Origin of the sequence: Amycolatopsis sp. (genome assembly GCF_035276945.1) — a bacterium.
In the GTDB taxonomy this organism is placed as follows: Bacteria; Actinomycetota; Actinomycetes; order Mycobacteriales; family Pseudonocardiaceae; genus Amycolatopsis_E.
The window spans coordinates 1-20,863 of the sequence record NZ_DATELF010000183.1; the positions used below are offsets into that span (position 1 = coordinate 1).

At 69.6% G+C, this 20,863-nt stretch carries 21 protein-coding genes and 1 pseudogene; 5 read left to right on the forward strand and 17 right to left on the reverse strand.

What is annotated here, in order from left to right:
* Positions 1-89: pseudogene (locus tag VJT49_RS35570) on the forward strand (ISAzo13-like element transposase-related protein); the annotation flags it as partial.
* A gap of 100 nt (positions 90-189) precedes the next feature.
* Complete coding sequence (locus VJT49_RS33600; protein WP_324169019.1) at positions 190-792, forward strand: TetR/AcrR family transcriptional regulator; 603 nt, start codon at positions 190-192, stop codon at positions 790-792.
* A gap of 596 nt (positions 793-1,388) precedes the next feature.
* On the opposite strand, the gene VJT49_RS33605 is transcribed toward VJT49_RS33600, so the two are convergent.
* The 3 genes from VJT49_RS33605 to VJT49_RS33615 are packed head-to-tail and all read right to left on the reverse strand — an operon-like array spanning position 1,389 to position 2,214.
* The gene (locus VJT49_RS33605; RefSeq protein WP_324169020.1) at positions 1,389-1,619 is read right to left on the reverse strand and encodes a hypothetical protein; all 231 of its coding nucleotides are present in this window, start codon (positions 1,617-1,619) and stop codon (positions 1,389-1,391) included.
* On the reverse strand, positions 1,592-1,762 hold the full coding sequence (locus tag VJT49_RS33610; RefSeq protein WP_324169021.1) for a hypothetical protein: 171 nt from the start codon (positions 1,760-1,762) through the stop codon (positions 1,592-1,594). Before VJT49_RS33610 ends, VJT49_RS33605 begins: the two co-directional genes overlap by 28 nt.
* Positions 1,759-2,214 carry a hypothetical protein gene (locus VJT49_RS33615; protein ID WP_324169022.1) on the reverse strand — a complete coding sequence of 152 codons (456 nt, stop codon included), beginning with the start codon at positions 2,212-2,214 and terminating at the stop codon, positions 1,759-1,761. The genes VJT49_RS33610 and VJT49_RS33615 overlap by 4 nt, the downstream gene beginning before the upstream one ends.
* Before the next feature lie 72 nt (positions 2,215-2,286).
* On the opposite strand from VJT49_RS33615, the gene VJT49_RS33620 reads away from it, so the two are divergent.
* Complete coding sequence (locus VJT49_RS33620; protein WP_324169023.1) at positions 2,287-3,111, forward strand: hypothetical protein; 825 nt, start codon at positions 2,287-2,289, stop codon at positions 3,109-3,111.
* 347 nt (positions 3,112-3,458) lie between these two features.
* Here VJT49_RS33620 and VJT49_RS33625 read toward each other — a convergent pair whose 3' ends face one another.
* The 13 genes from VJT49_RS33625 to VJT49_RS33685 all read right to left on the reverse strand — a co-directional run bounded on the left by VJT49_RS33625 (position 3,459) and on the right by VJT49_RS33685 (position 16,255).
* The gene (locus VJT49_RS33625) at positions 3,459-4,118 is read right to left on the reverse strand and encodes a histone deacetylase (RefSeq protein ID WP_324169024.1); all 660 of its coding nucleotides are present in this window, start codon (positions 4,116-4,118) and stop codon (positions 3,459-3,461) included.
* Between the two features lie 316 nt (positions 4,119-4,434).
* The gene (locus VJT49_RS33630; RefSeq protein ID WP_324169025.1) at positions 4,435-5,652 is read right to left on the reverse strand and encodes a cytochrome P450; all 1,218 of its coding nucleotides are present in this window, start codon (positions 5,650-5,652) and stop codon (positions 4,435-4,437) included.
* Positions 5,649-5,963: an antibiotic biosynthesis monooxygenase family protein gene (locus tag VJT49_RS33635; protein ID WP_324169026.1), complete on the reverse strand. Its 315-nt coding sequence runs from the start codon at positions 5,961-5,963 to the stop codon at positions 5,649-5,651. Before VJT49_RS33635 ends, VJT49_RS33630 begins: the two co-directional genes overlap by 4 nt.
* Entirely contained in the window at positions 5,960-8,230 is a 2,271-nt protein-coding gene (locus VJT49_RS33640) for an FAD-dependent oxidoreductase (RefSeq protein WP_324169027.1), read from the reverse strand. Before VJT49_RS33640 ends, VJT49_RS33635 begins: the two co-directional genes overlap by 4 nt.
* On the reverse strand, positions 8,227-9,459 hold the full coding sequence (locus tag VJT49_RS33645) for a beta-ketoacyl synthase N-terminal-like domain-containing protein (RefSeq protein ID WP_324169029.1): 1,233 nt from the start codon (positions 9,457-9,459) through the stop codon (positions 8,227-8,229). The genes VJT49_RS33640 and VJT49_RS33645 overlap by 4 nt, the downstream gene beginning before the upstream one ends.
* A complete protein-coding gene (locus tag VJT49_RS33650) occupies positions 9,456-10,730 on the reverse strand; it encodes a beta-ketoacyl-[acyl-carrier-protein] synthase family protein (RefSeq protein WP_324169030.1) in 1,275 nt (424 codons plus the stop codon). Before VJT49_RS33650 ends, VJT49_RS33645 begins: the two co-directional genes overlap by 4 nt.
* Positions 10,727-11,146 (reverse strand): cupin domain-containing protein, encoded by a 420-nt coding sequence (locus VJT49_RS33655; RefSeq protein ID WP_324169031.1) that lies wholly within the window; start codon positions 11,144-11,146, stop codon positions 10,727-10,729. Before VJT49_RS33655 ends, VJT49_RS33650 begins: the two co-directional genes overlap by 4 nt.
* Positions 11,143-11,637, reverse strand: a complete 495-nt coding sequence (locus VJT49_RS33660; protein WP_324169032.1) for an SRPBCC family protein — start codon at positions 11,635-11,637, stop codon at positions 11,143-11,145. Before VJT49_RS33660 ends, VJT49_RS33655 begins: the two co-directional genes overlap by 4 nt.
* Positions 11,634-11,894 (reverse strand): acyl carrier protein, encoded by a 261-nt coding sequence (locus VJT49_RS33665; RefSeq protein ID WP_324169033.1) that lies wholly within the window; start codon positions 11,892-11,894, stop codon positions 11,634-11,636. The genes VJT49_RS33660 and VJT49_RS33665 overlap by 4 nt, the downstream gene beginning before the upstream one ends.
* 47 nt (positions 11,895-11,941) lie before the next feature.
* The gene (locus VJT49_RS33670) at positions 11,942-13,396 is read right to left on the reverse strand and encodes an acetyl-CoA carboxylase biotin carboxylase subunit (protein ID WP_324169034.1); all 1,455 of its coding nucleotides are present in this window, start codon (positions 13,394-13,396) and stop codon (positions 11,942-11,944) included.
* Complete coding sequence (gene accB / locus VJT49_RS33675; RefSeq protein ID WP_324169035.1) at positions 13,396-13,872, reverse strand: acetyl-CoA carboxylase biotin carboxyl carrier protein; 477 nt, start codon at positions 13,870-13,872, stop codon at positions 13,396-13,398. Before accB ends, VJT49_RS33670 begins: the two co-directional genes overlap by 1 nt.
* Entirely contained in the window at positions 13,869-15,578 is a 1,710-nt protein-coding gene (locus VJT49_RS33680) for an acetyl-CoA carboxylase carboxyltransferase subunit alpha (protein WP_324169036.1), read from the reverse strand. Before VJT49_RS33680 ends, accB begins: the two co-directional genes overlap by 4 nt.
* On the reverse strand, positions 15,578-16,255 hold the full coding sequence (locus VJT49_RS33685) for a TcmI family type II polyketide cyclase (RefSeq protein ID WP_324169037.1): 678 nt from the start codon (positions 16,253-16,255) through the stop codon (positions 15,578-15,580). The genes VJT49_RS33680 and VJT49_RS33685 overlap by 1 nt, the downstream gene beginning before the upstream one ends.
* A gap of 455 nt (positions 16,256-16,710) precedes the next feature.
* Between VJT49_RS33685 and VJT49_RS33690 the strand changes: the two genes are divergently transcribed.
* On the forward strand, positions 16,711-17,811 hold the full coding sequence (locus tag VJT49_RS33690; protein ID WP_414636143.1) for a hypothetical protein: 1,101 nt from the start codon (positions 16,711-16,713) through the stop codon (positions 17,809-17,811).
* A gap of 28 nt (positions 17,812-17,839) precedes the next feature.
* Positions 17,840-18,217 (forward strand): MmcQ/YjbR family DNA-binding protein, encoded by a 378-nt coding sequence (locus VJT49_RS33695; protein ID WP_324169038.1) that lies wholly within the window; start codon positions 17,840-17,842, stop codon positions 18,215-18,217.
* Between the two features lies 1 nt (position 18,218).
* Here the strand turns inward: VJT49_RS33695 and VJT49_RS33700 are convergent, their stop codons facing one another.
* Entirely contained in the window at positions 18,219-20,375 is a 2,157-nt protein-coding gene (locus tag VJT49_RS33700) for an alpha-galactosidase (protein ID WP_324169039.1), read from the reverse strand.
* Positions 20,376-20,863: the final 488 nt, after the last annotated feature.

Sequence of the window (20,863 nt, forward strand, 5' to 3'; positions counted from 1 at the left end):
CCACCGGGGTCAAGATCAGCGATCAGCAGATGAAAGACCTCCCGATCACCCGCGACACCTGGCATCCCGACTGGAACTACACGCTCCACCCAACACGCGACACGCCCGACCCGCACTGACTTGATTCACTACGGGCCCTTATTACTGAACGCTGCGACTAGCATATGGGGGGGGACCCGAGGGGACGTGATGACGCAGCCCGGCCCGGCCAGGGCTCCCCGGGGCCGGCCGCGCAGCGAGCGGGTGCGGCTGGCCGTACTGGACGCCACCGCCGACCTGCTGACGGAGGGCGGGCTGCCGGCCGCGACCATCGAAAGGATCGCGGCACGTGCCGGGGTCAGCAAGGCCACCATCTACAAGTGGTGGCCGACCCGCGGGCACGTAGTGCTCGACAGCTTCTTCACCCGGACACGGGACACCATCGCCGTCGACCCGGACGCCTCGCTCGCCGATTCGCTGACCGCGCAGCTGGACGCCCTGTCCGCACTGTTCCGCGACACTCCCTTGGGACGGCTGATGCGCGAGCTGGCCGCTGTCGCGCAAGGCGACGCCGATGTCCGGGACGCGCTGGAAAAGCGCTGGCTGCGGCCTCGCCGCGCGGTCACGGTGCGCCTGTTGCGGGAGGCCGCCGAGCGCGGCGAACTGCGGGCGGAGATCGACCTGGAGGTGGTGGCCGACCAGCTGTGGGCGCCGATCTACCACCGCCTGCTCTTCGGGCACGCTCCGCTCCGCGACGGGCTCGCCGCGGACCTGGTCGGACAGCTGCTCACCGGCCTGCTCCCGAGGCGGTGACCGGGCGGCTTACGTGGTCGCCCGCGTCCGGGGCGAGCAGCAGCGCCTCGGCCACGCAGGCCAGCAGGCAGGCCGCGAGGATGAAGAACGGCCACGCGGTAGGCCCCGGTGCCGTCGGCGGGCCGCGGTGCCGACGCGAAGCGCGAGCGCCCCGGCGGCGACCTGCTGTGTGGTGGCGGCCAGGGTGTTGGCCGAGGTCACCGCCGCGCGGTCGCCGGGAACCTCGGCGTGGAGCTTCTCCGCCTGGAACAGGTGTTGCCGGGGGCGGCGACATCGCTCCGGCAGGCCGGGATATGTCCTGTTCAGCCCACTCTCCCGCACGCTTCGGCGGAGGCCTTTCAGCGCGTAAACCCCGGCCGGGCAAGTGCTTTCACCCCCATGCGCCGCTGTCATCATCCGATGCGACCGAAGCAAGGGTTCCGACCGGCGTCGCGATCCGCGCGGAACGGATTCCGCATCACTTCAGCGCAAGTTCCGCTACGATGGCGGCCGTCCAGAACGACAGCCGGGTTGTGTTTCGAAGTGATTCCGGCGTTGTATGGCACCGTGGACCACGGAGGGGAGCACCACGGCTTCGGCCGTGAGACTTTCCCGGCTCAGCCGAGGTGGTCGTTCGCCCCGCTGACCCAGGCGATGTAGCGTTCGGCGGATCGTTTTACCGCCCCTTTGGCGTCCGCCAGGACCATGCCACCCAGCAAGCCGTAGAGACGTTCGAACCCGTACGGCTCCAGCCGGTCCACGATCCGCTGGACCAGGCCCGCGGAGAGCGGGATCCGGTTCGGATAGCTGCGCATGAACGTCACCCAGCCCGCGGCGGCCACGGACACGATCGTGTCCCCGGCAGCAGGGTGCCCTTTCCGCCTGCCCCGGTGGCGATGTGGGCCACCGCGGCACCGGGAAAGTGCCCGCCCGCCTCGACCAGGGTCACCCCGGGCAGGATCTCTTCCGTACCGCGCCACTCCCGGATCACCGGGTCCTCCCGCCGCACCCACTCCCGGTCCGCGAATGCACGAGCACCGGAACGTTGCCGAGTTCGTGGCTCCAGCTGACCTGCGAGCCGTACAGGTGCGGATGGCTGGCGACGATCACCGCGGCCCCGCCGAGTTCGGCGATCTTGCCGGCCAGCGGCCGGTCGAGATGGTTGGGCGGGTCCCACAGCAGGTTGCCACCCGGAGTCTGCGCCAGGTGGGTCCATTGACCGATGGCGAAACCGGGTTCGCGGTTGAGCCGGTGGATGCCCGGCTCGAGTTCTTCGTGCACCAGTTCATGACCGTCCGCCGCCAGCTTGTCCAGCGTCGTCCACATCTGACCCGTTTCGGGGACCCACTGGCGCTCGTCGGCACAAATCCGGCAGACATCGGCGGGAGGCTGCTCGGTGTCGGGATGCTCGACCCCGCAGGTTCCGCAGATCCAGATCGTCATGAACCAAGTCTTCCAGCTCGGTCGAGGTCAAGCCGGTCTAAGGTCGGCGCCGTGGCGCAAAGGGAGGAAGCGATGGCGGAACAACCGGGCGAAAGCGGCTACGCGGCCGGACATGACCAACACCAGCCGCCGGAACATCTGGCCGCCCTGCAAGCGGCGCGCGCCGAGTTGGTCCGGCTCGAGGAGTTGCTGTGTCGTGGGAAACACCCGGTGTCGACGGCGATCGCCGCCACGGCCTCAGGTATGCCGGCCTGGTTGCGGGCGACCAAGGGTGAGCAGCGGTGGGTGGTCACTGCCGCGATCGCGGTGGCCGTCGTCCTGCAGGTGGTCCTGCCGGGCAGGCTGGCATTCCGGCCGCACTGGCTGCTCCCCGCGCTCGAGGTCGCGCTGGTGGCGGTGCTGATCGGGATCAACCCGGTGCGGATCACCCGGGAGCACCCCTGGCTGCGGCCCCTGTCGATCTCGCTGATCGCGCTGATCAGCCTGGCCAACGGCTGGTCGGCGGCGCTGCTCGTACTCGACCTGCTCACCGCGCGCGCCGGCGACGATCCGGGCCCCCTGTTCGGCTCGGGCGGCGCGATCTGGCTGACCAACGTGATCGCCTTCGCGCTGTGGTACTGGGAATACGACCGCGGTGGCCCCGTGGCGCGGGCACTGGCGAAGCGAACAAGCCCCGATTTCCGGTTCCCGCAGATGGAGGAGCCTGCCGAGCATCCCGATTGGGAACCGTACTTTCTGGACTATTTCTACCTTTCGTTCACCAACGCCACCGCGTTCAGCCCTACCGACGTGATGCCCATGTCCCGCTGGGCGAAGATGCTGATGCTGTGCCAGTCGGCGGTCTCCCTGATCACGCTGGCGGTGGTCATCTCCCGCGCGGTCAGCCTGTTCAAGTGACCGGATTGTCCATAGAAGACGGTCAAGGTCGCGAGCATGAACACGTCGATGCCTTCCGGGCGTTCAGACCAAGGGGCGGCCGGTGCGGACGCGTCTCCGGACGTCCCACAGCAGGAGATGCACGGGACCGGTCATCGCGGGGCGATTTCGGCCGGCCGCGAGTCTTCGCCGGTCCGGATCAGGGTCAGCCGCGTCCGGCTGCGGTCGGCCCGGGCGGCCGATTGTCGCCAAAGCCGAACTCAGCGTCGTGAGAAGGGGACTCACAGGTCACGAAAGCCCGACTCGCGGGTCACGAAAGCCCGACTCGCGGGTCGTGGGAGGGGGACTCGCCGACGGGCGGGTGGCGGCTAGGCCGGGCTGGTTTCCGGGCCGTCGAGGGTGGCTAGGGTGGTGGCGATGCTCTCGGCTGTCCAGGTTCCGGCCGCGCCGGGGCAGGTGGCGAGGTAGTCGGCAACGCGAGGGATGTCCCAGCCGTGCGCCTCGCACAGGCCGGTGGCCAGCATGCGAAGATAGGCCGCCGACGGGGCGAGGAGGTCGACGTCGGTCGAGGACCAGGGCGCGGTGAAGGTGAGCACCGGGTACCCGTCGAGTTCCCCGGCGCACAGCAAGGTCTCGTAACGGCCGGGCCCGAGTTCGGCGCGGCCGGCGGCCAGCACCGCGGAAAGGTCGAGATCGCCGTCCGGTTCCCGGTACATCTCCTGGGCGGCGACGTCGGAGAACTGGCCCGCGGTGATCAGATAGGCGCGCGCCGGCGCGGTCCCGGGGAGCGCGGGGTCGTAGAAGGCACGGCCACCGCCCCAGACAAGCGACTCGGTGGCGAAGTAGATCCCGCCAGGGAGTTCATGGCCGCGTGTGGCGATCGCGGCCTGCGGGTCCCGGCAGCCCGGAAACGCGCGCTTCCCGCCGTCCGGCGTCCCGCCCGCCAGGTAACAGCCGAACCGGGCCGCGTTCATGTTCGAGCCGTAGCTGACGTACCACACCAGCGGAGCGTCGATGTCACAGGGCACGACCGCGATTCTGCCCGATCCGAGCCGGCGACCGCATCAGCGAACCCCAACCGAGCCGGCGACCGCATCGGCGAACCCCCACCGAGCCGGCGAGCGGGCCTTGGACGAAGAAGCGCCGGGCGGCGAAGAACACCAGGAGCGCAGGACCATCGACAGTCGCCAGCAGGTCGGTGTTGGTGCCGGAGGCAGCCTCAGCCGCTGGTCCCCGAGCACCACTTGACCGGCACCGTCCTCGAGGGATGGTGACCGCGCTGTCGACCCGGCGGCCTGTGACGAACGTCCGCCCCGGGTCGCCGGACCCGGGGCGGACGTAATCTCAGAACAGCACCGGAAGCTCGAGCAGACCGCGGAACGGTGACGCCGCGGGCAGCCGGGGCAGCTCGTCGGCCGGCACGGCGAGCCGCAGCTTCGGCATCCGGCGCAGGAGCTCCCCGAGGCCGATCCGCGCCTCCATCCTGGCCAGCGACACGCCGAGGCAGTAATGGACGCCGTGACCGAAGCCGATGTGGGGGCCACGCTCGCGGCACAGGTCCAGCCGGTCCGGGTCGGCGAAGTGCTCCGGGTCGTGGTTCGCCGCATTGATCACCACGCCGACGATCGACCCGCGCGGGATACGCGTGCCCTGGTACTCCACGTCCTCGGTGGCGATCCTGGGGCTGGCCACCGGCAACGGGCCGTCGAAGCGGAGCAGCTCCTCGATCGCCGTGGGCAGCATCTCCGGTTCGGCCCGCAGCAGCTCGAGCTGGTCGCGGTTGGTGAGCAGGGCCACCGTCGCGTTGCCGATGAAGTCCGCGGTGGTCTGGTGCCCGGCGAACAGCAGCAGGAACGTGGTGGTGACGAGCTCCCGTTCGGACAGCTTCCCTTCCTGGTCGCAGGCCTCGATCAGGGCGCTGACCATGTCGTCCGCCGGGTTCGCGCGTTTGGCCTGCACGAAGCCGACGAGGTAGTCGTGCAGCCGCGACTGGGCCTCCTGCACGGCCGCCCGGTCCTTCGCCGGATCGCGGCTGGACCCGGAGGTCCTGATCACCTGCGTCCAGTCGAGGACCTGCTCGTGCTCGCTTTCCGGAATCCCGAGCAGGTCGCAGATGACCATCATGGGCAGCGGGATCGCGAAGTCGCGCATCAGCTCGGCCTGGCCCTGCGGGACGATCTTGTCGAGCAGGGTGTCCACGATCCGGGCCACGCGCGGCCGCAGCGCCTCGATCCGGCGCGGCGCGAACGCCTGCGACACCAGCTTCCGCAACCTGGTGTGCTCCGGCGGGTCCGAGTTGAGCATGTTCTTGTTCAGCCCCTCGGAGTTCGGCCCGAAGATCCGGAGGTAGTGCTGCTCGGGGCCGTACAGATCCTTCGACAGCCGGGGGTCGGTCAGGGCCGCCTTGGCGTCGTCGAACCGGGTGATGAGGTAGGAGTCGAAGCGCGGCGAGCTGACCGGGCAGACGGGGGTGCCTTCGCGCATTTTCGCGAAGGCGGGATACGGGTTGGCGGCGAATTCGTCCGTATAGAGCTCGGACGCGGGTACGAAACGCTCGGTCATCTCGGCTCCTCGCTGCGCACACTGTGCAGGACTTGGTAGGTGTACCGATGCGCGGATTCGCGAAGCTCACGGATCATGCGCAGCAGCCGGTCGCGGTGCTCGCTGCGGCCGAAGGCGTCCAGCCGTTCGCGGTCCGCCCAGTCGCTGATGATCAGGTAGCTGCGCGGGTCGTCGGCGTCGCGCACCAGATCCTGGTGCAGGCAGCCGTCCAGCGTGCTGATCTCTTCCGCCGCCGAGAGCCACTCCGCTTCGAACCGTTGCTCGCAGCCTTCCCTGGTCCGCATCGCGAGCACCGTGCGCACCTTCGTCATTTCGCACCTCCGAACACCAGGTTCAGGTGGTTTTTGAGCGCGTCGGCGTCGATCGGCCGGCTCCGGAACCCCACGTGCCCGTCCGGGCGGATCAGGTACAGGGCGGTGCCCTTGACGCCGTAGGCCGCGCGGAAGGAATCTTCGGCGTCCCGCACCGTCGGCGGATCGAGCATCCACGGGGTGCGGGCCTCGGGGCTGAGCAGCAGGTACACGTCGATCTCCCCGGACGCCTGCTCGCGGACGTCGGCGGACAGTTTCTCCACGGCGGTCACCGCCGCTTCGTCGGCCGAGGCGTCCGCGTACACGAGCAACGTGTGCCTCGTACCCCGGGTCAGGTCGCGCAGCCGCAGCCGGTGCCCGACACCGCGCCGGTGCAGGCCGCCGGCGTCGGGTGCGCGATCACCGGGCTTCGGTCCGTCCCGCAGCGCACGGCGAGGGGACACCGACTCCCCGACGACCGGGCTGTCCGAGTAACTGAGCAGCAGGGACATCTCTTGCAGGAACTGCCGTTTCAGGTCGTTGCGGTCCAGCTCGTCGGTGAAGGCCAGCCGCACCGCTCGCCCGACGATCTCCTCGCCCTCCGGGCGCCGTTCGGTCTCGTAGCTGTCCAGCAGCCCGGGCGTGGCGATTCCCCGCACCGCCAGGGCCAGCTTCCACGCCAGGTTCCAGGCGTCCTGGATGCCGGTGTTCATGCCCTGGCCGCCCGCGGGCGGGTGCAGGTGCGCCGCGTCGCCGGCGACGAACACCCGTCCCTCCCGGTAACGGTCCACGATGCCGTGACTGATCCGGAACACCGACGACCAGCGCAGGTTCGACGCGCGCGTGCCGGGCGGCGCCAGCTGGCCCAGCGCGGTCTGTACGTCGGCGAGGGTCGGTTCGGCCAGTTCCTCGCTGAACCCCGGAGGCGCGTCCTTCCCGCCGGTCTGCGCGAAGAACCGGGGTGGCGCCAGCGTCGCGATCCGGTACCGGGTCTCGCCGCGCAGCGGGACGCACACCAGCATGTTGTCCATCTGGCCGTCGGTCTCGTGCATGAGCCGGAGCAGGTGGCCCTTCGGCATGTCCCAGTCGACGTCCACGTCCCCGAGCATGAACAGCTGCGGGAACTGGCCCAGCCCGCCCGTGAACGTCAACCCGAGGAGTTCGCGGACCTTGCTGTGCGCGCCGTCGCAGCCCACCAGGTATTTCGCGCGGACCTTCTCCTTGCCGCCACCGGCCAGCGCGAGGGTGGCCGTCACGCCGTCGCCGTCCTGGGTGAACGAGATCAGCTCGGCACCTCGCCGCGGGCGCACGCCGAGCGTGGCCAGCCGTTCGGTGAGCAGGCGCTCGGTCTCGTACTGCGGGAGGCCAAGATGCGCGTACGGCAGCTCCGGCAGTTCCCAGCTCAGCCGGCAGGTCTCTTCGCCGTTGACGAACACCGCCTGCCCGGTCAGCCAGATCCCGGCGTCCATCGCGTCCCGGGCGATGCCCTGGTCCTCCCAGATCTCCATGGTGCGGCAGTGCACGCCGATCGCCTTGTCGGCCTGCCCGGGCGGGGTGGCCCGCTTCTCGATCAGCCGGCAGTCGATACCGCGCCGGGCCAGTTCGACGGCGACGGTGAGCCCGGTGGGGCCCGCTCCGACGATGAGTACGTCCGTTGTCGTGTCCACGTCGATCTCCTTGCCCGTACTCGGTTTTTCGGGATGGGGCGCGAGGTGGAAGATGCGGCGCCGGAACTCCAGGAGGAACGGCGCGATCGGCCCGGCCTCCTCGTGCTTGTGTGCCGGATTGCCGATCCAGCGGTAGAAATCCGCTTCGCTGCGCCATTCGGCGAAGATGTGGAAAATGTCCGAACCAGGCTCGCGCAGCAGTTCCTCGCGCAGGTACCCGGGCACCCGGGCCACCCGCGCGGCGACCTCGGGGTACCCCCGTTCGAATTCCGCGAACCGGTCGGCCGGGACGGTCACCTCGACGTCCACGTAGATCTTCGACCCGGCGCCGTGCTCGCTGTGCATGACCCGGTAGCTGTCCGCACCCGCTGTTTCGCAGAGTGGGCGGACGGCGTCGGCGAACCGCCTGGCGACCGGCCCGTTTTCGTAGCCGCGCAGTGCGGCATCGTCGGCCCACTCGGTGACGACGACGAACGACCGCCGGTCGGCGGTGTCGACGAGCAGATCCCGAAGGAGGTTGCCGGGCAGCCCTCCGATCTGCCCGGCGAACGACCGCCACAACGATTCCACCGCGTTTTCACACCCCGGCCACGCGCGAATCCGCGACATCGTCCTGATCATGAGATCTCCTTGCGCAGCACGATGGAGCTGTTGAATCCGCCGTAGCCGCGCGCGTTGACCAGGACCACGTTCACCGGCATCCGGCGGGGCTGGCGAACGAAGTCGAGGCCGTAGCCGGGCACCGGTTCGGCGAGGTTCCCGACGGCCGGGACCACACCGTCCCGCATCGCGAGCATCCCGACGACCAGGTTCAGCGCGGACCCGCCGGCGCAGAGCCGCCCGATGAAACCCTGCGGCGCCGTCACCGGAACCTTTCCCGCACGGGATCCGAAGGTCTCCTTGATCGCGCTCACCTCGAGCGCGTCGAGGTCGCTGGTGCCCGCCCCGTCGGCGAGCACCAGGTCGATGTCCTCCGGCGACAGCCCGGCGTCCGCAATGGCCTTCCGCATGCACCTGGTCAGCTGGGTGCAGTCCCCGGATGGGCGGTGATGGTGGTACGCGTCGTGCGTGGCGGCGTAACCGGCGATCTCGGCGTACACCCGGTTCACGCCCCGGCGTTTCGCTTCTCCGGCGTCCTCCAGCACCATGACGGCACCGCCCTCACCGGGCGCGTATCCGTTGGCATCGACGTCGAACGGCTTGTAGCCGTGCCGGGGGTCGGGGCTGGTGGTCATCCGCCCGTTCGCCGACTGGCAGGCGAGCGAGTACGGACACAGCGGTGCCTCGGTGCCGCCGGCCAGCACGGCCGGCGTGCCCCGCCGGATCACGCGGCGCGCGTAGCCGACACTGTCGAGTCCGCCCGCGCCGTCGGTGACGACGACGCTGGACGGGCCCTTGGTGCCGTGCTTGATCGACACCTGGCCGGTGTTCGCCGCGTAGAACCAGGCGATCGACTGGTAGGCGCTGACCGCGCGCCTGCCCTGCGCCCACAACGCCTGGATCTCCCGCTGGCCGAACTCGACACCGCCGGAGCCGCTGCCGAAGGCCACGCCCGTGTGGTAGCGGTCCCGCGCGGTGACGTCGTACCCGGCGTCGGCGAGGGCGAACTCCGTGGCGGCCAGCGCCATCCAGGTCCACCGGTCGGTCTGGACGGCGAGCCGGTCGTCGAGGTAGTCCTCGGAACGGAAATCGGGGACCTGACCGGCGATGGTGGTGTCGTAGCCGCTCGCGTCGAACGCCTCGATCGGCCGGACGTGCAGCTCACCATCCAAAGTGGACTTCCAGTACGCGTCGGCGCCGACGCCGCTGGGCGCGACGACGCCGACCCCGGTCACCACGATCGCGCTCATGCCGCCCTGCCCGGCTTCGCGAGCAGGATCGCCGACTGGAAGCCACCGAAGCCGCTGCCCACCGAGAGCACCACGTCCAGCGGCGCCTCTCGTGCCGTCTTGGGCACGTAGTCCAGGTCGCACAACGGATCCGGTTGCTCGTAGTTGGCGGTGGGCGGGACCACCCCGAACTCGATCGCGAGCGCGCACGCGGCCAGTTCGATCGAGCCGATCGCGCCGAGCGAGTGCCCGACCATGGACTTGATCGAGCTCACCGGAACCCGGTAGGCGTGCTCGCCGAGGCTGCGCTTGAACGCGGCCGTCTCGTGCACGTCGTTCTGCTTGGTGCCCGAGCCGTGCGCGTTGACGTAGCTGACTTCCTCGGGGGACATCTTCGCCTGGCGCAACGTGTCCTTGATCGCCTCGGCCATCTCGACTCCGTCGGGCCGGAGCCCGGTCATGTGGAAGGCGTTGCAGCGGTTGGCGAACCCGGCGATCTCGCAGTACACATGGGCACCCCGGCGCCGGGCGTGCCCGGCCTCCTCGACGACGAGCACCGCGCCACCCTCACCCATCACGAACCCGTCCCTGCTGGCGTCGAAGGGACGCGACGCGTGTTCCGGATCGCTGTTGCGCGCCGAGGTGGCCTTGATCGCGTCGAAGCAGGCCATGGTGATCGGCGAGATGGGTGCGTCGGTCGCCCCCGCGATCACCACGTCGGCGTCGCCGTCCTCGATCAGCTGGTGGGCGTAGCCGACCGCGTCGATGCCCGAGGTGCACCCCGTGGAGATCACCGCGGCCGGGCCGTGCGCGCCGAACCGGGCGGCGACCTCGGCCGCCATGCTGCTCGGCACCAGCGCCTCGTACAGGAACCTGCTGGCATACCGGGGATCCACCAGCCAGTCGCGACCGCCGTCGGAGAGCACCTTGTACTCGTCCTCGAGCCGGGTGGTGGCCCCGACCGCGCTGCCCATGGCGACGGCCAGCCGGTCGTGGTCCACCGATTCCTTGTCGAGTTCGAGCCCGCTGTCGGCGACCGCCTCACTCGCGGCGACCAGCGCGAACTGCGTGAACCGGTCGCTGCGGCCGATCTCCTGCCGGGTGAGGCCACCGGCGAGCGGATCGAAGTCGCACTCGGCCGCCACCTGCGACCGGAACTGGTCCGGATCGAAGAACGAGATCCGCCGCGTCGCGGTCCGGCCGCTGGTGATCAGCTGCCAGAACTCCTTGCGGCCGATGCCGCCCGGGGCCACCACACCGACCCCGGTGACCACCGACGACCGCCCGCTCATCTCGTGACCTCACCTGGCTGCGGCTCGGTGTCGACGTGACCGAGGTTGGGACGGGGTGCCAGGGGGCTCAGGGTGAACACCAGGAACGCGGTCTCGCCGCCCTCGTTCATCAGCCGGTGCCGGACGCCGATCGGGATGAGCACACCTTCGTCCGCGTGCATCGTGCGCGGCTCTCCGTCGAGCCGTACCGTGATCGTGCCGCGCACGCAGAACAGGAACTCCTCGGAGTACGGGTGCCAGTGCTCGGTCACCACCTCTCCGGGGGCCAGCGTCAGGGTGCCGAAAAAGCCCGAAGTGGCACCGGTCGTGGCCGGGGACAGCACGGTCCGGATGTCGCCCCCGCGCCGCCGGTTGGCCGGGACCTCGTCGCGGGCCACGATGCGGATGGCGCCGGCCTCGCTCGCCGTGGCAGTCATTTCGCCCGTCCCGCGGCCAGCTCGACCTTGTGGGCGATGATGTCCATCTGAATCTTGGAGTTGGTGTTGATCCGCTCGGTCATCGTGGCGTCGTCGACCGGGGCGTCCGGCCGCATCGCGAAGTCTTGCACCCACCGCATCCGAGTCCCTTCGCCGTCTTCCTCATAGGTCCACTTGATGTTCATGTACTCGAAGGGGCCTTTCTCCACCCGGTGCGCCAGCACCTTCCGTTCCTCGGGATACATGGTTCGCTCGGACACCCAGGTCCAGACCGTGCCGTTCTCGTCGGGATGCATGGAAAGCCGGAAGGTCACGGTGTTTCCGTCCCTGGACAGGATCTCCGCCTTGGCGTATTCGGTGAACAAGGCCGGCCAGGACGCCACGTCGTTCGTCATGGTCCAGACCAGATCGATCGGCGCGGCGATGTGGACACTGTTGTCGGTGTGCCCGGGTTTCATGCCGGTTCCTTGGCCCGGCCGCACGGTCGTCATGCGACGTCCACCTCCTGAAGCCGCGCGTTGACGGCGGCGATGATGTCCGTGAACGGCCGGTGCTGCAGGCCCTCGTCGGGCAGTTCGAACCCGTAGCGGGTCTCGAGCGTGGCCTGCACCGCGAGGAACGCCAGTGAATCCAGCCCGATGTCGGTGAACGTCAGGTTCGCGTCCGAGGTCCGGTCCGGCATCGGTAGCCCGGCCTTGTGCTCGAGGATGTCCATCAGGTCCTCGAGGCGGAACGGTTGGGTGCTCATGACGCAGCAACTCCCTTCTGCGTTGGTCGAAGCACGGGTCCGGGCAGTCAGGCCGTGACTGCCGTCGCGTCATCGACCAGTAACTCCATCGTGTCGGCGGCCTGCCTCCCCGCCCCCGCATGGCGCTGTGCCGGATCGCCGCCGGTGCCCATCTCGCCGGCCAGCATCTCGTCCACGAAGTGGATCGTGTGCTCGCCGGCGGCGAACACCGGATGCCTGAGCACGGCGCGATGGAACCCGGCGGTGGTGCTGATTCCCCGGCCGTGCACGCGGATCTCGGTCAGCGCGCGGTCCATCCTGGCCAGGGCCGCCGGACGGTCGGGTCCCCAGACGACGACCTTCGCGAGCAGCGAGTCGTAGTACGGCGAGACACGAGACCCCGGCAGGTAACCGGCGTCGACCCTGGTCCACGGCCCGCCGGGCAGGTCGAGCCGCTCCAGCACACCCGGCGTCGGCGCGAACGACAGGCCGGGGTCCTCCGCGTTGATCCGGCATTCGATGGCCGCGCCGGAAATCTCCACTTCGGACTGGCTCAGCGACAGCGGTGCGCCGCCCGCGACCCGGATCTGCTCGGCCACCAGGTCCACGCCGGTGACCATCTCGGTGACCGGATGCTCGACCTGGATGCGGGCGTTCAACTCCATGAAGTAGAACCGGCCGCCATCGTCGACCAGGAACTCCATGGTCCCGGCGCCGCTGTACCCGACGCTCAACGCTCCTCGCACCGCGGCCGCACCCATCTCGGCGCGCAGAGCCGCGTCCAAGCGGGTGGAAGGTGCCTCTTCGACGAGCTTCTGGTGCCGCCGCTGGACCGAACAGTCCCGCTCGCCGAGGTGGATCCCGTTGCCGTGGCGGTCACACAGCACCTGGATCTCGACGTGCCGTGCGCCGGTCAGGAACTTTTCCAGGTACACCGTGCTGTCCCGGAACACCGCGTGCGCGGAGGCCCTGGTGGCGTGATAGGCGGCACGGAACTCGCTCGCGGCCGGCACGACCGTCATCCCGCGCCCACCGCCACCCGCGGCCGCCTTGATGATCACCGGGTACCCGATCTCCGCGGCGATGCGCTCACCGTCTTCGACCGTCTCGACCGGGTCCTCGGTACCCGGCAGCAACGGCAGTCCGGCGCTCGCCATCAGCCCGCGCACCACGGCCTTGTTCCCGAGCCTGGCCATGACCTCGGGGTCGGGCCCGACGAAGACGAGACCGTTGGCCGTGCAGACCTCGGCGAAATCCGGGTCCTCGGAAAGGAATCCGTAACCGGGATGGACGGCGTCCGCCCCGGCCTGCCGCGCGGCCTCCACGATGTTCGGGATGTTCAGGTAGCTTTCCTTCGCCGCGGGCGGCCCGATGCACACCGCTTCGTCGGCGAGTGCGAGCACCGGCGCGTCACCGTCCGCCGTGGAATGCACCGCCACCACCTCGATACCCAGTTCCCGGCAGGTCCGCGCGACCCGCAGCGCGATCTCGCCGCGGTTGGCTATGAGCAGTCTGCGGATCATCACGGGCCTCCTTCCCCTTTTCCGGAATCCCCTTTCGCCACGACCATCAGCGGCTGGTCGAACTCCACCGGCTCACCGTTGCCGACGAGCACCTCATCGACCGTGCCGTCGCATTCGGCGAGCAGCGGGTTCATCAGCTTCATGGCCTCGACGATGGCCAGCGTCTGTCCTTTCTCGACGGTTTCGCCCACCGAGACGAACGGCGGTGCGCCCGGCTGCGGTGCGGTGTAGAACGTCCCGACCAGGGGCGCCCGGACCACGACGACGTCGTCGCGTTCTTCCAGTCGCGGCTCCTGGTCCGGAACCCGCGCCGGAACGGCCTGCGCCTCGGTGTCCGACCACTCCACCTCCACGCTGTGCCCCGCCGCCTGCATCGCCACCCGGCGCACGGCGCCGGACAGCTTCGCCACGGCGGCGACCTCCTGGGTCAGGGCGTGCAGGATGGCGGCGTGGTCATCCTCGGCGGGCTCGCTCATGCGGACCTCACCTCGCTCTCCTGCCACTTCCCGTAGGCGCGGAACCGTTGGTGCCGACGGGAAAGCAGCTCGCGGGTGGACACCCCGGCGAGTTCGTCGAGGTACTCGAGAACAGCCTTCCGCAGGTTCTCGGCCGCCACGTCCGGGGCGACGTGCGCGCCACCCTCGGGCTCCGGCACGACACCGTCGACGATGCCGAGGTCGAGCAGTTCCGGCGCGGTGATCCGGAGGGCACGGGCGGCCTCGGGCGCTTCGTCCGCCGACCGCCACAGGATCGCCGCACAGCCTTCCGGGCTGATCACCGAGTAGAAACCGTTCTCCAGCATCAGCACCCGGTCCGCGGTGGCCAGCGCGAGCGCCCCGCCACTGCCGCCCTCGCCGGTGATCACCGAGACGATCGGCACCGGCAGCGTGCCGCTGCGCATGATGCACTCGGCGATGGCAGCGGACTGGCCCCGCTGCTCGGCCTCGATTCCCGGGAACGCACCCGGCGTGTCCACGAGGCAGACCACCGGCAGCCGCAGCGACGCCGCGTACTCCATCAGGCGGTGCGCCTTCCGGTAGCCCTCCGGGTGGGCCATGCCGAAGTTGTTGGCCAGCCGGTCGGTGGTGCTGTGGCCCTTCTGGGTGCCGATCACCATCACCCGGCGGCCAGCGATCCTCGCCGGACCGCCGACCACGGCGGGATCGTTGCCGAAGCACCGGTCTCCACTCAGCTCGCAGAAATCGTCGAACGCGATGTTCAGGTAGTCCCTGGTGGACGGCCGGTCGATGTGCCGGGCCCGCTGCACCACGTCCCACGGATCGCGGCGGCCGAGCCTTTTCGCGCGCCGGACCGGCGACCTGCCCGTGCCCGCGCCCGGCCGCCGGTCGTCCGGACGGTGCACCCGGAGCAGCCGCTGCACCAGCGGCCGGAGACCGGCACGCGGGACCACTTCGTCCACCATTCCGTGCTGGTGCAGGAACTCCGCCGTCTGGAACCCGTCGGGCAGCTCCTGCCGCACCGTCTGCCCGATCACCCGCGGCCCGGCGAAACCGATCAGGGCACCGGCTTCCGCCACCACGATGTGGCCCAGCGACGCGAACGAGGCGCTCACCCCGCCGAAGGTCGGGTTGGTCAGCACGCAGACGGACAGCACTCCGTCCTCCCGCAGCTCGGCCATGGCCTGGGCGGTCTTCGCCAGCTGCATCAGGGAAAGGCACCCCTCCTGCATCCTGGCGCCGCCGGAGGCGGTGACGAGCAGCAGCGGTGTCCGGGTGCGCCGCGCGCGCTCGGCGGCCACCGTCACACATTCGCCGACGGCCGCGCCCATGCTGCCACCCATGAACCGGAAGTCCATCGCGGCGATGACCAGCCCGAACCCGCCGACCTCTGCGGTGCCGAACACCACCGCCTCCGCTTCGCCGGACTTCTCCCCCGCCACGAGGAGACTCTTCCCGTAGTGCCGCTGGCCGCCGAATCCGATGGGGTCCCAGTCGGCCTGGTTTCCGGGAATCGCCTCCCCGGTCAGCTCGGCGAAGGTCCCGGGATCGACGAGCTGCACGATCCGTTCCCGGGCCGTCACCGGGGTGTGGTACCCGCATTCCGCGCACACCCCGAGATCACGCGCCAGGCGCTTCCGGTAGAGCAGCACCCGGCACCCGGGACACGCCTGCCAGTCACCGGCGTCACGCACCGAGGCGAAGGTGAGTTTCGTCGCGGTCATCACGCGTCCACCCGCCAGCGATAGAATTCCCGGGCCACCGCGTCCACCGGGCCACGCCAGGTTTCCGGGCTGTACGCGCTGATGTACGGCTTGAGATCTTCCATGATCTTGTGGAAGGCGGGTAGATCATGGTTTTTCCGCATGGTGTCGTTGAAGGCGGCGTCGGTCTGCTCCAGTACGTGCAGGTAGACGTCGTCGATCGAGTACAGCCAGCGGCCGGTGACGCCCATCTGACGCGGCAGCGTCCCGGCGTCGGATTCGGCGAAGATGCGCGCGACGTCCGGCTCCGCGCCGGGCTTGATGCGGGCGACGATGACGGTCTGGTTCGCGGCCGCGCGCGGCTTGGCGTCCCGCTTCTTGCCGGGAACCCAGCTGTAGAACTCCTTGGCGACGGAGTCGGACGGCACCTTCCAGTTCCTCGGATATGGCGTCACGTACGGCGCGATGGCGTCGCTGACTTGCTTGAATGCCGGAAGCCCCCGGGTCTGGCCGGACACCTTCGGGTCCGCGTTGCGCTCGATCACGTGGATGTAGAGGTCGTGCAGGGAAAGCAGGGTCCGCCCGATCACCCCGAAATCCTGCGGTCGCGTTGCCTCGTCGTTGCGGGCGAAGACATCGGCGATCTTGTCCTCGCTCCCCGGGACCATGCGGGCGACAATGACACTCCGGAAATTCATAGCTTCTCCTTAGGAGGCTCTTAGCCACGGCTGCGAATTTCGTGCTACTCACGACCGCGCGAACCAAGGAAAGCACGCCACCCGTCACGTCACGACCCGGCCCGGCCCGGGGCAGGGCGATAAACGGCGAAACAGATCCCGGCGGATACGACAACATCATCGGAAACAAGTACACTTTTCCGATTTCCCGCCGTCGTAGAATCACACAACCGTCACCCGGAAATACGTTTTCACCCGGCGCAGATGAATTCCTGGTGGTCCGGACCCCCGGTCGCGCGAGATCGCCGTCAGGGCGCAGGCCAGGCGAAGGACTCCCCCGACGTGACAGAGAGCACACCCGGGCCGAGGCGCCGCCGCCAACGAATCATCGTGTGCGGATGTTCCGCCACCAGCACGCGCGGGAGACCGCGGCGCACCCGGCTGACCGTTCGAGCCCGAGCCGTAGGATGCGCCGCGTGCGGATCAACGAGGGGCGGCATCTGTTGCTGGCGGGCAATCCGGTCAAGGAGGACCACGGCGTCTGGGCGACCGTGACCCGTGAACCCGCCTCGACGGCTCTCGACCCCATCGCGGCATGGCGGAAACTGGGCGTCGAGGCACTGCTGGCCGCACCGCTGGTCCGATTGACCGGGGAGCCGGGCCGGCGCCGGATCGTGGTCGGCACGGCCAGGGTGGCGGTCGACACCGAAAGCCGTTGCTCGGTCGCGCTCCTGGTGCAGGCCGTCTGGTCGGAACGCGACGGGTGGCACCAGGAGGCGGGGTTCCATGACGGCACCGACGGTACCGACGACGCTGACCACGCGTTGATCGCGTCGCTGGCGGCCCCGGCTCATCAGGTGACCGGTGAGCCGGAATCGATCGCCGTCACGACGGTGAAGGCTTTCGCGGAGGGAGCACGGGAGACCGTGGCCCAGCTCCGCGATCTGCGTTACGAGGTCGAGCGGAAAGTCGCGGACCTGCTGGCACAGCGGCGATCGACCCTGCTGCGGGCGCTGCTGGCCGAGATCGTGGAGTTGTCGCTCGCCTTCAGCCGTGCTCGTGATCGTGCCCGCGAAGCGGTCCGCGACGGCCTGTGGATCCATCTCTGGGACCGCGGCACGTACTACCTCAACCGCGGCGAGGGTATGGAAGCCGCACGTCCGTGGACTTCCACCCATCGCAACGCGCTGCGGCACTGCGAGGCCGTGGATGTGGAACTGGCCGACGAGGTCGCCCGGCTCCAGGCTCTGCTGTCGAGCATGTCGACGTTCGCCGTGGCGCAGGAAGGCGAAGGTCAGCAACGGTTCAACACGCTGGCCGCCGCGGCCGCGGCCGGACTCGGGGTGCCGGCGCTGATCCTGTCCCTCTACGGCGCGGACACCTTCTTGCCGTTCTCCTTCGACCACGCGTGGCGGGCACTCCTCCCCATCGCCGCCACCTCGTTGATCGCGGTGACGGTGACGTTGCGGCGGATGCCCGGCAAGACGTCCGCGCGGCACTTCCTGACGGCGATCGGGCTGGTCGCGGCCCTGGTCTCCGTACTGCTGGTGGCCGGCTTGCTGGCGCCCCACCCCTGATGACACCCGTGGGCACTAGGTTCGGGGCATGACCCCGCAGGAACTCCAGGCCGCATGCCTCGCGCTGCCCAAGGCACGCGAGGACTTCCCCTTCGACGAGGCGAACAGCGTCTTCAAGGTCGAGGGGAAGATGTTCGCGCTCAGCCGGCTGGACGGCAGGCCGCTGCAGGTCAGCCTCAAGTGCGATCCCGAACTCGCACCGCAGCTCCGGGCGAGCTATCCGGCCATCACCGGCGGCTACCACCTCAACAAGCGGCACTGGAACACGGTCGTGCTCGACGGTTCGGTGCCGGACGCCCTTGTCCGGCAAATGATCGAAGACTCTTACGACCTCGTCGTCGCCGGACTGCCCCGGCGTGTACGGGAGAAACTCAAGTGGGTCGCGCTGGGTGAAGAACGCGCGTGAGTCACACGGCGACGAGCTCGACGAGGCTCACCGAGTGCGGCGTCCGGCGTGGCATCGGCAGACCGGTGACGGAAAGCGTGTGGCCGTTCACGGTGTGCTCACCGATGGGCCCGGCCGGGTCGACCTTCTCCTCGTAGGGGGCGGTGACGCCGGTGGGCACGGGGCCGGCCCACTGGGCGCGGTAGCGCGTCGCGGGGTCGAGTCCGGGTACGCGCAGGCGCGGTGGGCGTTCGGCGGCGGATTCGTCCAGCCGCGCCTGGGCCATCAACGCTTGGCGCCGGTCCGGCGAGACGACGCCGTACATCCACACCACGGGGTCCGGGGAGACGACCCGCACCACCCGTCCCGTGTGGAGCAGGTGACGGTACCGCTTGTAGACGCCGATCCAGGTCGCCAGTGCCGCGCGCTCGCCGGCGTCGGCCGTGGTGAGGTCCCATTCGATCCCGAAGTGCCCGAAAAGGGCGGTCGCGGCGCGGAAGTCGAGCGGGAACCGGCGTCCGGTCTGGTGCGATTCGGGGGCGGAAATGTGCGCGCCGAGATATTCCGGGGCGACGAGCTGCGTGGTCCAGCGCTGGATCGACTGCCGTGCCTGCGCGTCGGTCATGTCGGAGGTCCACACGCGCTGGACCCGTTGCAGGACTTCGAGATCGATCCGGCCGCCCCCGGAGGCGCAGGACTCCCATTCGATGTGGGGATGACGGTCGCGGAGGGTGTCCAGCAGGCGGTAGAAGCCGAGGGTGTGCGCGTGCACGGCGGGAACCCCGGCCCTCGTGGGCGCGCCGGCCTCGTGCAGGTACCGGTTGTGATCCCACTTGACGTAGGAGATGTCGTAGGCGGACAGCATCGCGTCGATGCGTTCCAGCAGACAGTCGACGACCTCGGGCTGGGACAGGTCGAGGACGAGCTGGTGACGTTCGAGCAGCGGGCTGCGTCCGCCCGTCGAGAGCACCCATTCCGGGTGGTCGCGGTAGAGATCGGAGTCGGGGTTGACCATCTCCGGTTCGAACCACAACCCGAATTGCATCCCGCGCGCCCGCACGTGCTCGACCAGCGGGCCGAGCCCGTCGGGCCAGACTTCCTCGTCGACGTACCAGTCCCCCAGCCCGGCCCGGTCGTCGCGCCGCCCGCGGAACCACCCGTCGTCGAGTACGTAGCGTTCCACGCCGAGGTCGGCCGCGATGTCGGCGAGCTCCCGCAACTGGTCCAGGTCGTGGGTGAAGTAGACGGCTTCCCAGACGTTGAGGTTCACCGGCCGCGGCGTGGCGGGATGGGCGGGCAGGGATCGCTGGAACTGGTGGAACGCGGCCGCGAGCCCGTCCAGTCCCTCGGCGGAGGCGGCCACGTGCACCCACGGCGAGGCGTAGGTTTCCCCGGCTCCGAGCACCAGTTCGCCGGGAAGCAGGAGCTCGCCACCCCCGATGGTGGCCGGCGACCCCGCGGTGCGTTCGACCCGGTGCGCGCTGTTGCCGCTCCACGCCACATGCACGCCGATCACGTCGCCGTGCTCGAAGTCGAAGCCGGGCGTGCCGGCGATGACCAGCGTCGCGGCGTCCAGCCCGGTCTTGCCGTTCCGGTTCTCGCGCAACCACAGCCCGTCGGCCAGCCGGTGCCGTTGCGGTGACCGCTCACGCCCCCAGCGCCCGGTGAAGTCGAGGATCTCTTCGAAGGTGTCCGGCAGCGGGAGCACTACTTCCAGCGCGTCCAGCACATAGGGGTCCGCGCCGGTGTTGGTGAGGGAATGCCGCAGGCGCAGCGAACCGCCGGGCAGGGATTCGATTTCGGTTTCCAGCGCCAGCCCGGCCGTCTCGTCGACCGCGTGGACCCGCAAGCGGTCGGTGACGTCGATCGCCGTGGTGAGGAAGGCGGGCGACCAGTCACGCCCGGCGACCGGAGTCGTGCCGGCCGCGCTGAGCCGGTGCCCCCGCAAGCCCGGGCGGAAGTACCAGCCGCGCGAGTGCTCGGGCAGCAGCGAACACCGGCCGCCACCCGCCGCCGCCAGGGACTCCGCGTCGTCGGCGACGGAAATCGCGCCCAGCCACGAAACCACGGGAAGGCCGCCTGAGTTGTCCGGTGAAAGGACCAGGGCGGTGGTGCCCGGCGCGGCGGGGCCGGGGTACATCACCGGCCGGGACTGGGCGAGCTCACCAGGCTTTTTCATCGGCCACAGCGTAGCCCACGGCCGGCCGCCTCCCGTGCCCCTTCCCAGGCCGGGGTTTGGTCTCCACCAATCGCCGCGGCCGGGATCGACGCGCGAGTTCCCCATGGACGGCATCGAACCCGAGACCTGCCTTGTCACCGCGCCGGCCGGGTTTTCATTCGCCCTCCTTGCCCTTCCGCGGACCAGACCAGCGCGGCCGGAAAATCGTTCGGGCGCTGGTCATTACCATTCTTCCGCTCACAAATGCGGCTCGCGGCGCCGCCGACACCGGCGCCGGCCGAGCCATTCACGTTCATGTCCTGACCCCACCCGGTGCGTGCATTCGTGAATTACTGCCGGGTAAGGTCGAATTTCCCCGAGGCACGCGGCTGGTACGCCACGTACCTTGACCCGCCGCCGAACGTCTCCTGAAGTTGCGACACACAGTAGTGACTACGTGTCGTGCACCTTTGTGGACGGTCCGTTGTGGCTCCAGGGCACGGTCCCGA

Excerpts from the sequence above, each read along its gene's own strand:
- VJT49_RS33600 (WP_324169019.1), top strand. The coding sequence starts at position 190 with ATGACGCAGCCCGGCCCGGCCAGGGCTCCCCGGGGCCGGCCGCGCAGC.
- VJT49_RS33615 (WP_324169022.1), bottom strand. The coding sequence starts at position 2,214 with ATGACGATCTGGATCTGCGGAACCTGCGGGGTCGAGCATCCCGACACC.
- VJT49_RS33620 (WP_324169023.1), top strand. The coding sequence starts at position 2,287 with ATGGCGGAACAACCGGGCGAAAGCGGCTACGCGGCCGGACATGACCAA.
- VJT49_RS33630 (WP_324169025.1), bottom strand. The coding sequence starts at position 5,652 with ATGACCGAGCGTTTCGTACCCGCGTCCGAGCTCTATACGGACGAATTC.
- VJT49_RS33635 (WP_324169026.1), bottom strand. The coding sequence starts at position 5,963 with ATGACGAAGGTGCGCACGGTGCTCGCGATGCGGACCAGGGAAGGCTGC.
- VJT49_RS33640 (WP_324169027.1), bottom strand. The coding sequence starts at position 8,230 with ATGATCAGGACGATGTCGCGGATTCGCGCGTGGCCGGGGTGTGAAAAC.
- VJT49_RS33645 (WP_324169029.1), bottom strand. The coding sequence starts at position 9,459 with ATGAGCGCGATCGTGGTGACCGGGGTCGGCGTCGTCGCGCCCAGCGGC.
- VJT49_RS33650 (WP_324169030.1), bottom strand. The coding sequence starts at position 10,730 with ATGAGCGGGCGGTCGTCGGTGGTCACCGGGGTCGGTGTGGTGGCCCCG.
- VJT49_RS33655 (WP_324169031.1), bottom strand. The coding sequence starts at position 11,146 with ATGACTGCCACGGCGAGCGAGGCCGGCGCCATCCGCATCGTGGCCCGC.
- VJT49_RS33660 (WP_324169032.1), bottom strand. The coding sequence starts at position 11,637 with ATGACGACCGTGCGGCCGGGCCAAGGAACCGGCATGAAACCCGGGCAC.
- VJT49_RS33665 (WP_324169033.1), bottom strand. The coding sequence starts at position 11,894 with ATGAGCACCCAACCGTTCCGCCTCGAGGACCTGATGGACATCCTCGAG.
- VJT49_RS33670 (WP_324169034.1), bottom strand. The coding sequence starts at position 13,396 with ATGATCCGCAGACTGCTCATAGCCAACCGCGGCGAGATCGCGCTGCGG.
- accB (WP_324169035.1), bottom strand. The coding sequence starts at position 13,872 with ATGAGCGAGCCCGCCGAGGATGACCACGCCGCCATCCTGCACGCCCTG.
- VJT49_RS33680 (WP_324169036.1), bottom strand. The coding sequence starts at position 15,578 with ATGACCGCGACGAAACTCACCTTCGCCTCGGTGCGTGACGCCGGTGAC.
- VJT49_RS33685 (WP_324169037.1), bottom strand. The coding sequence starts at position 16,255 with ATGAATTTCCGGAGTGTCATTGTCGCCCGCATGGTCCCGGGGAGCGAG.
- VJT49_RS33695 (WP_324169038.1), top strand. The coding sequence starts at position 17,840 with ATGACCCCGCAGGAACTCCAGGCCGCATGCCTCGCGCTGCCCAAGGCA.
- VJT49_RS33700 (WP_324169039.1), bottom strand. The coding sequence starts at position 20,375 with ATGAAAAAGCCTGGTGAGCTCGCCCAGTCCCGGCCGGTGATGTACCCC.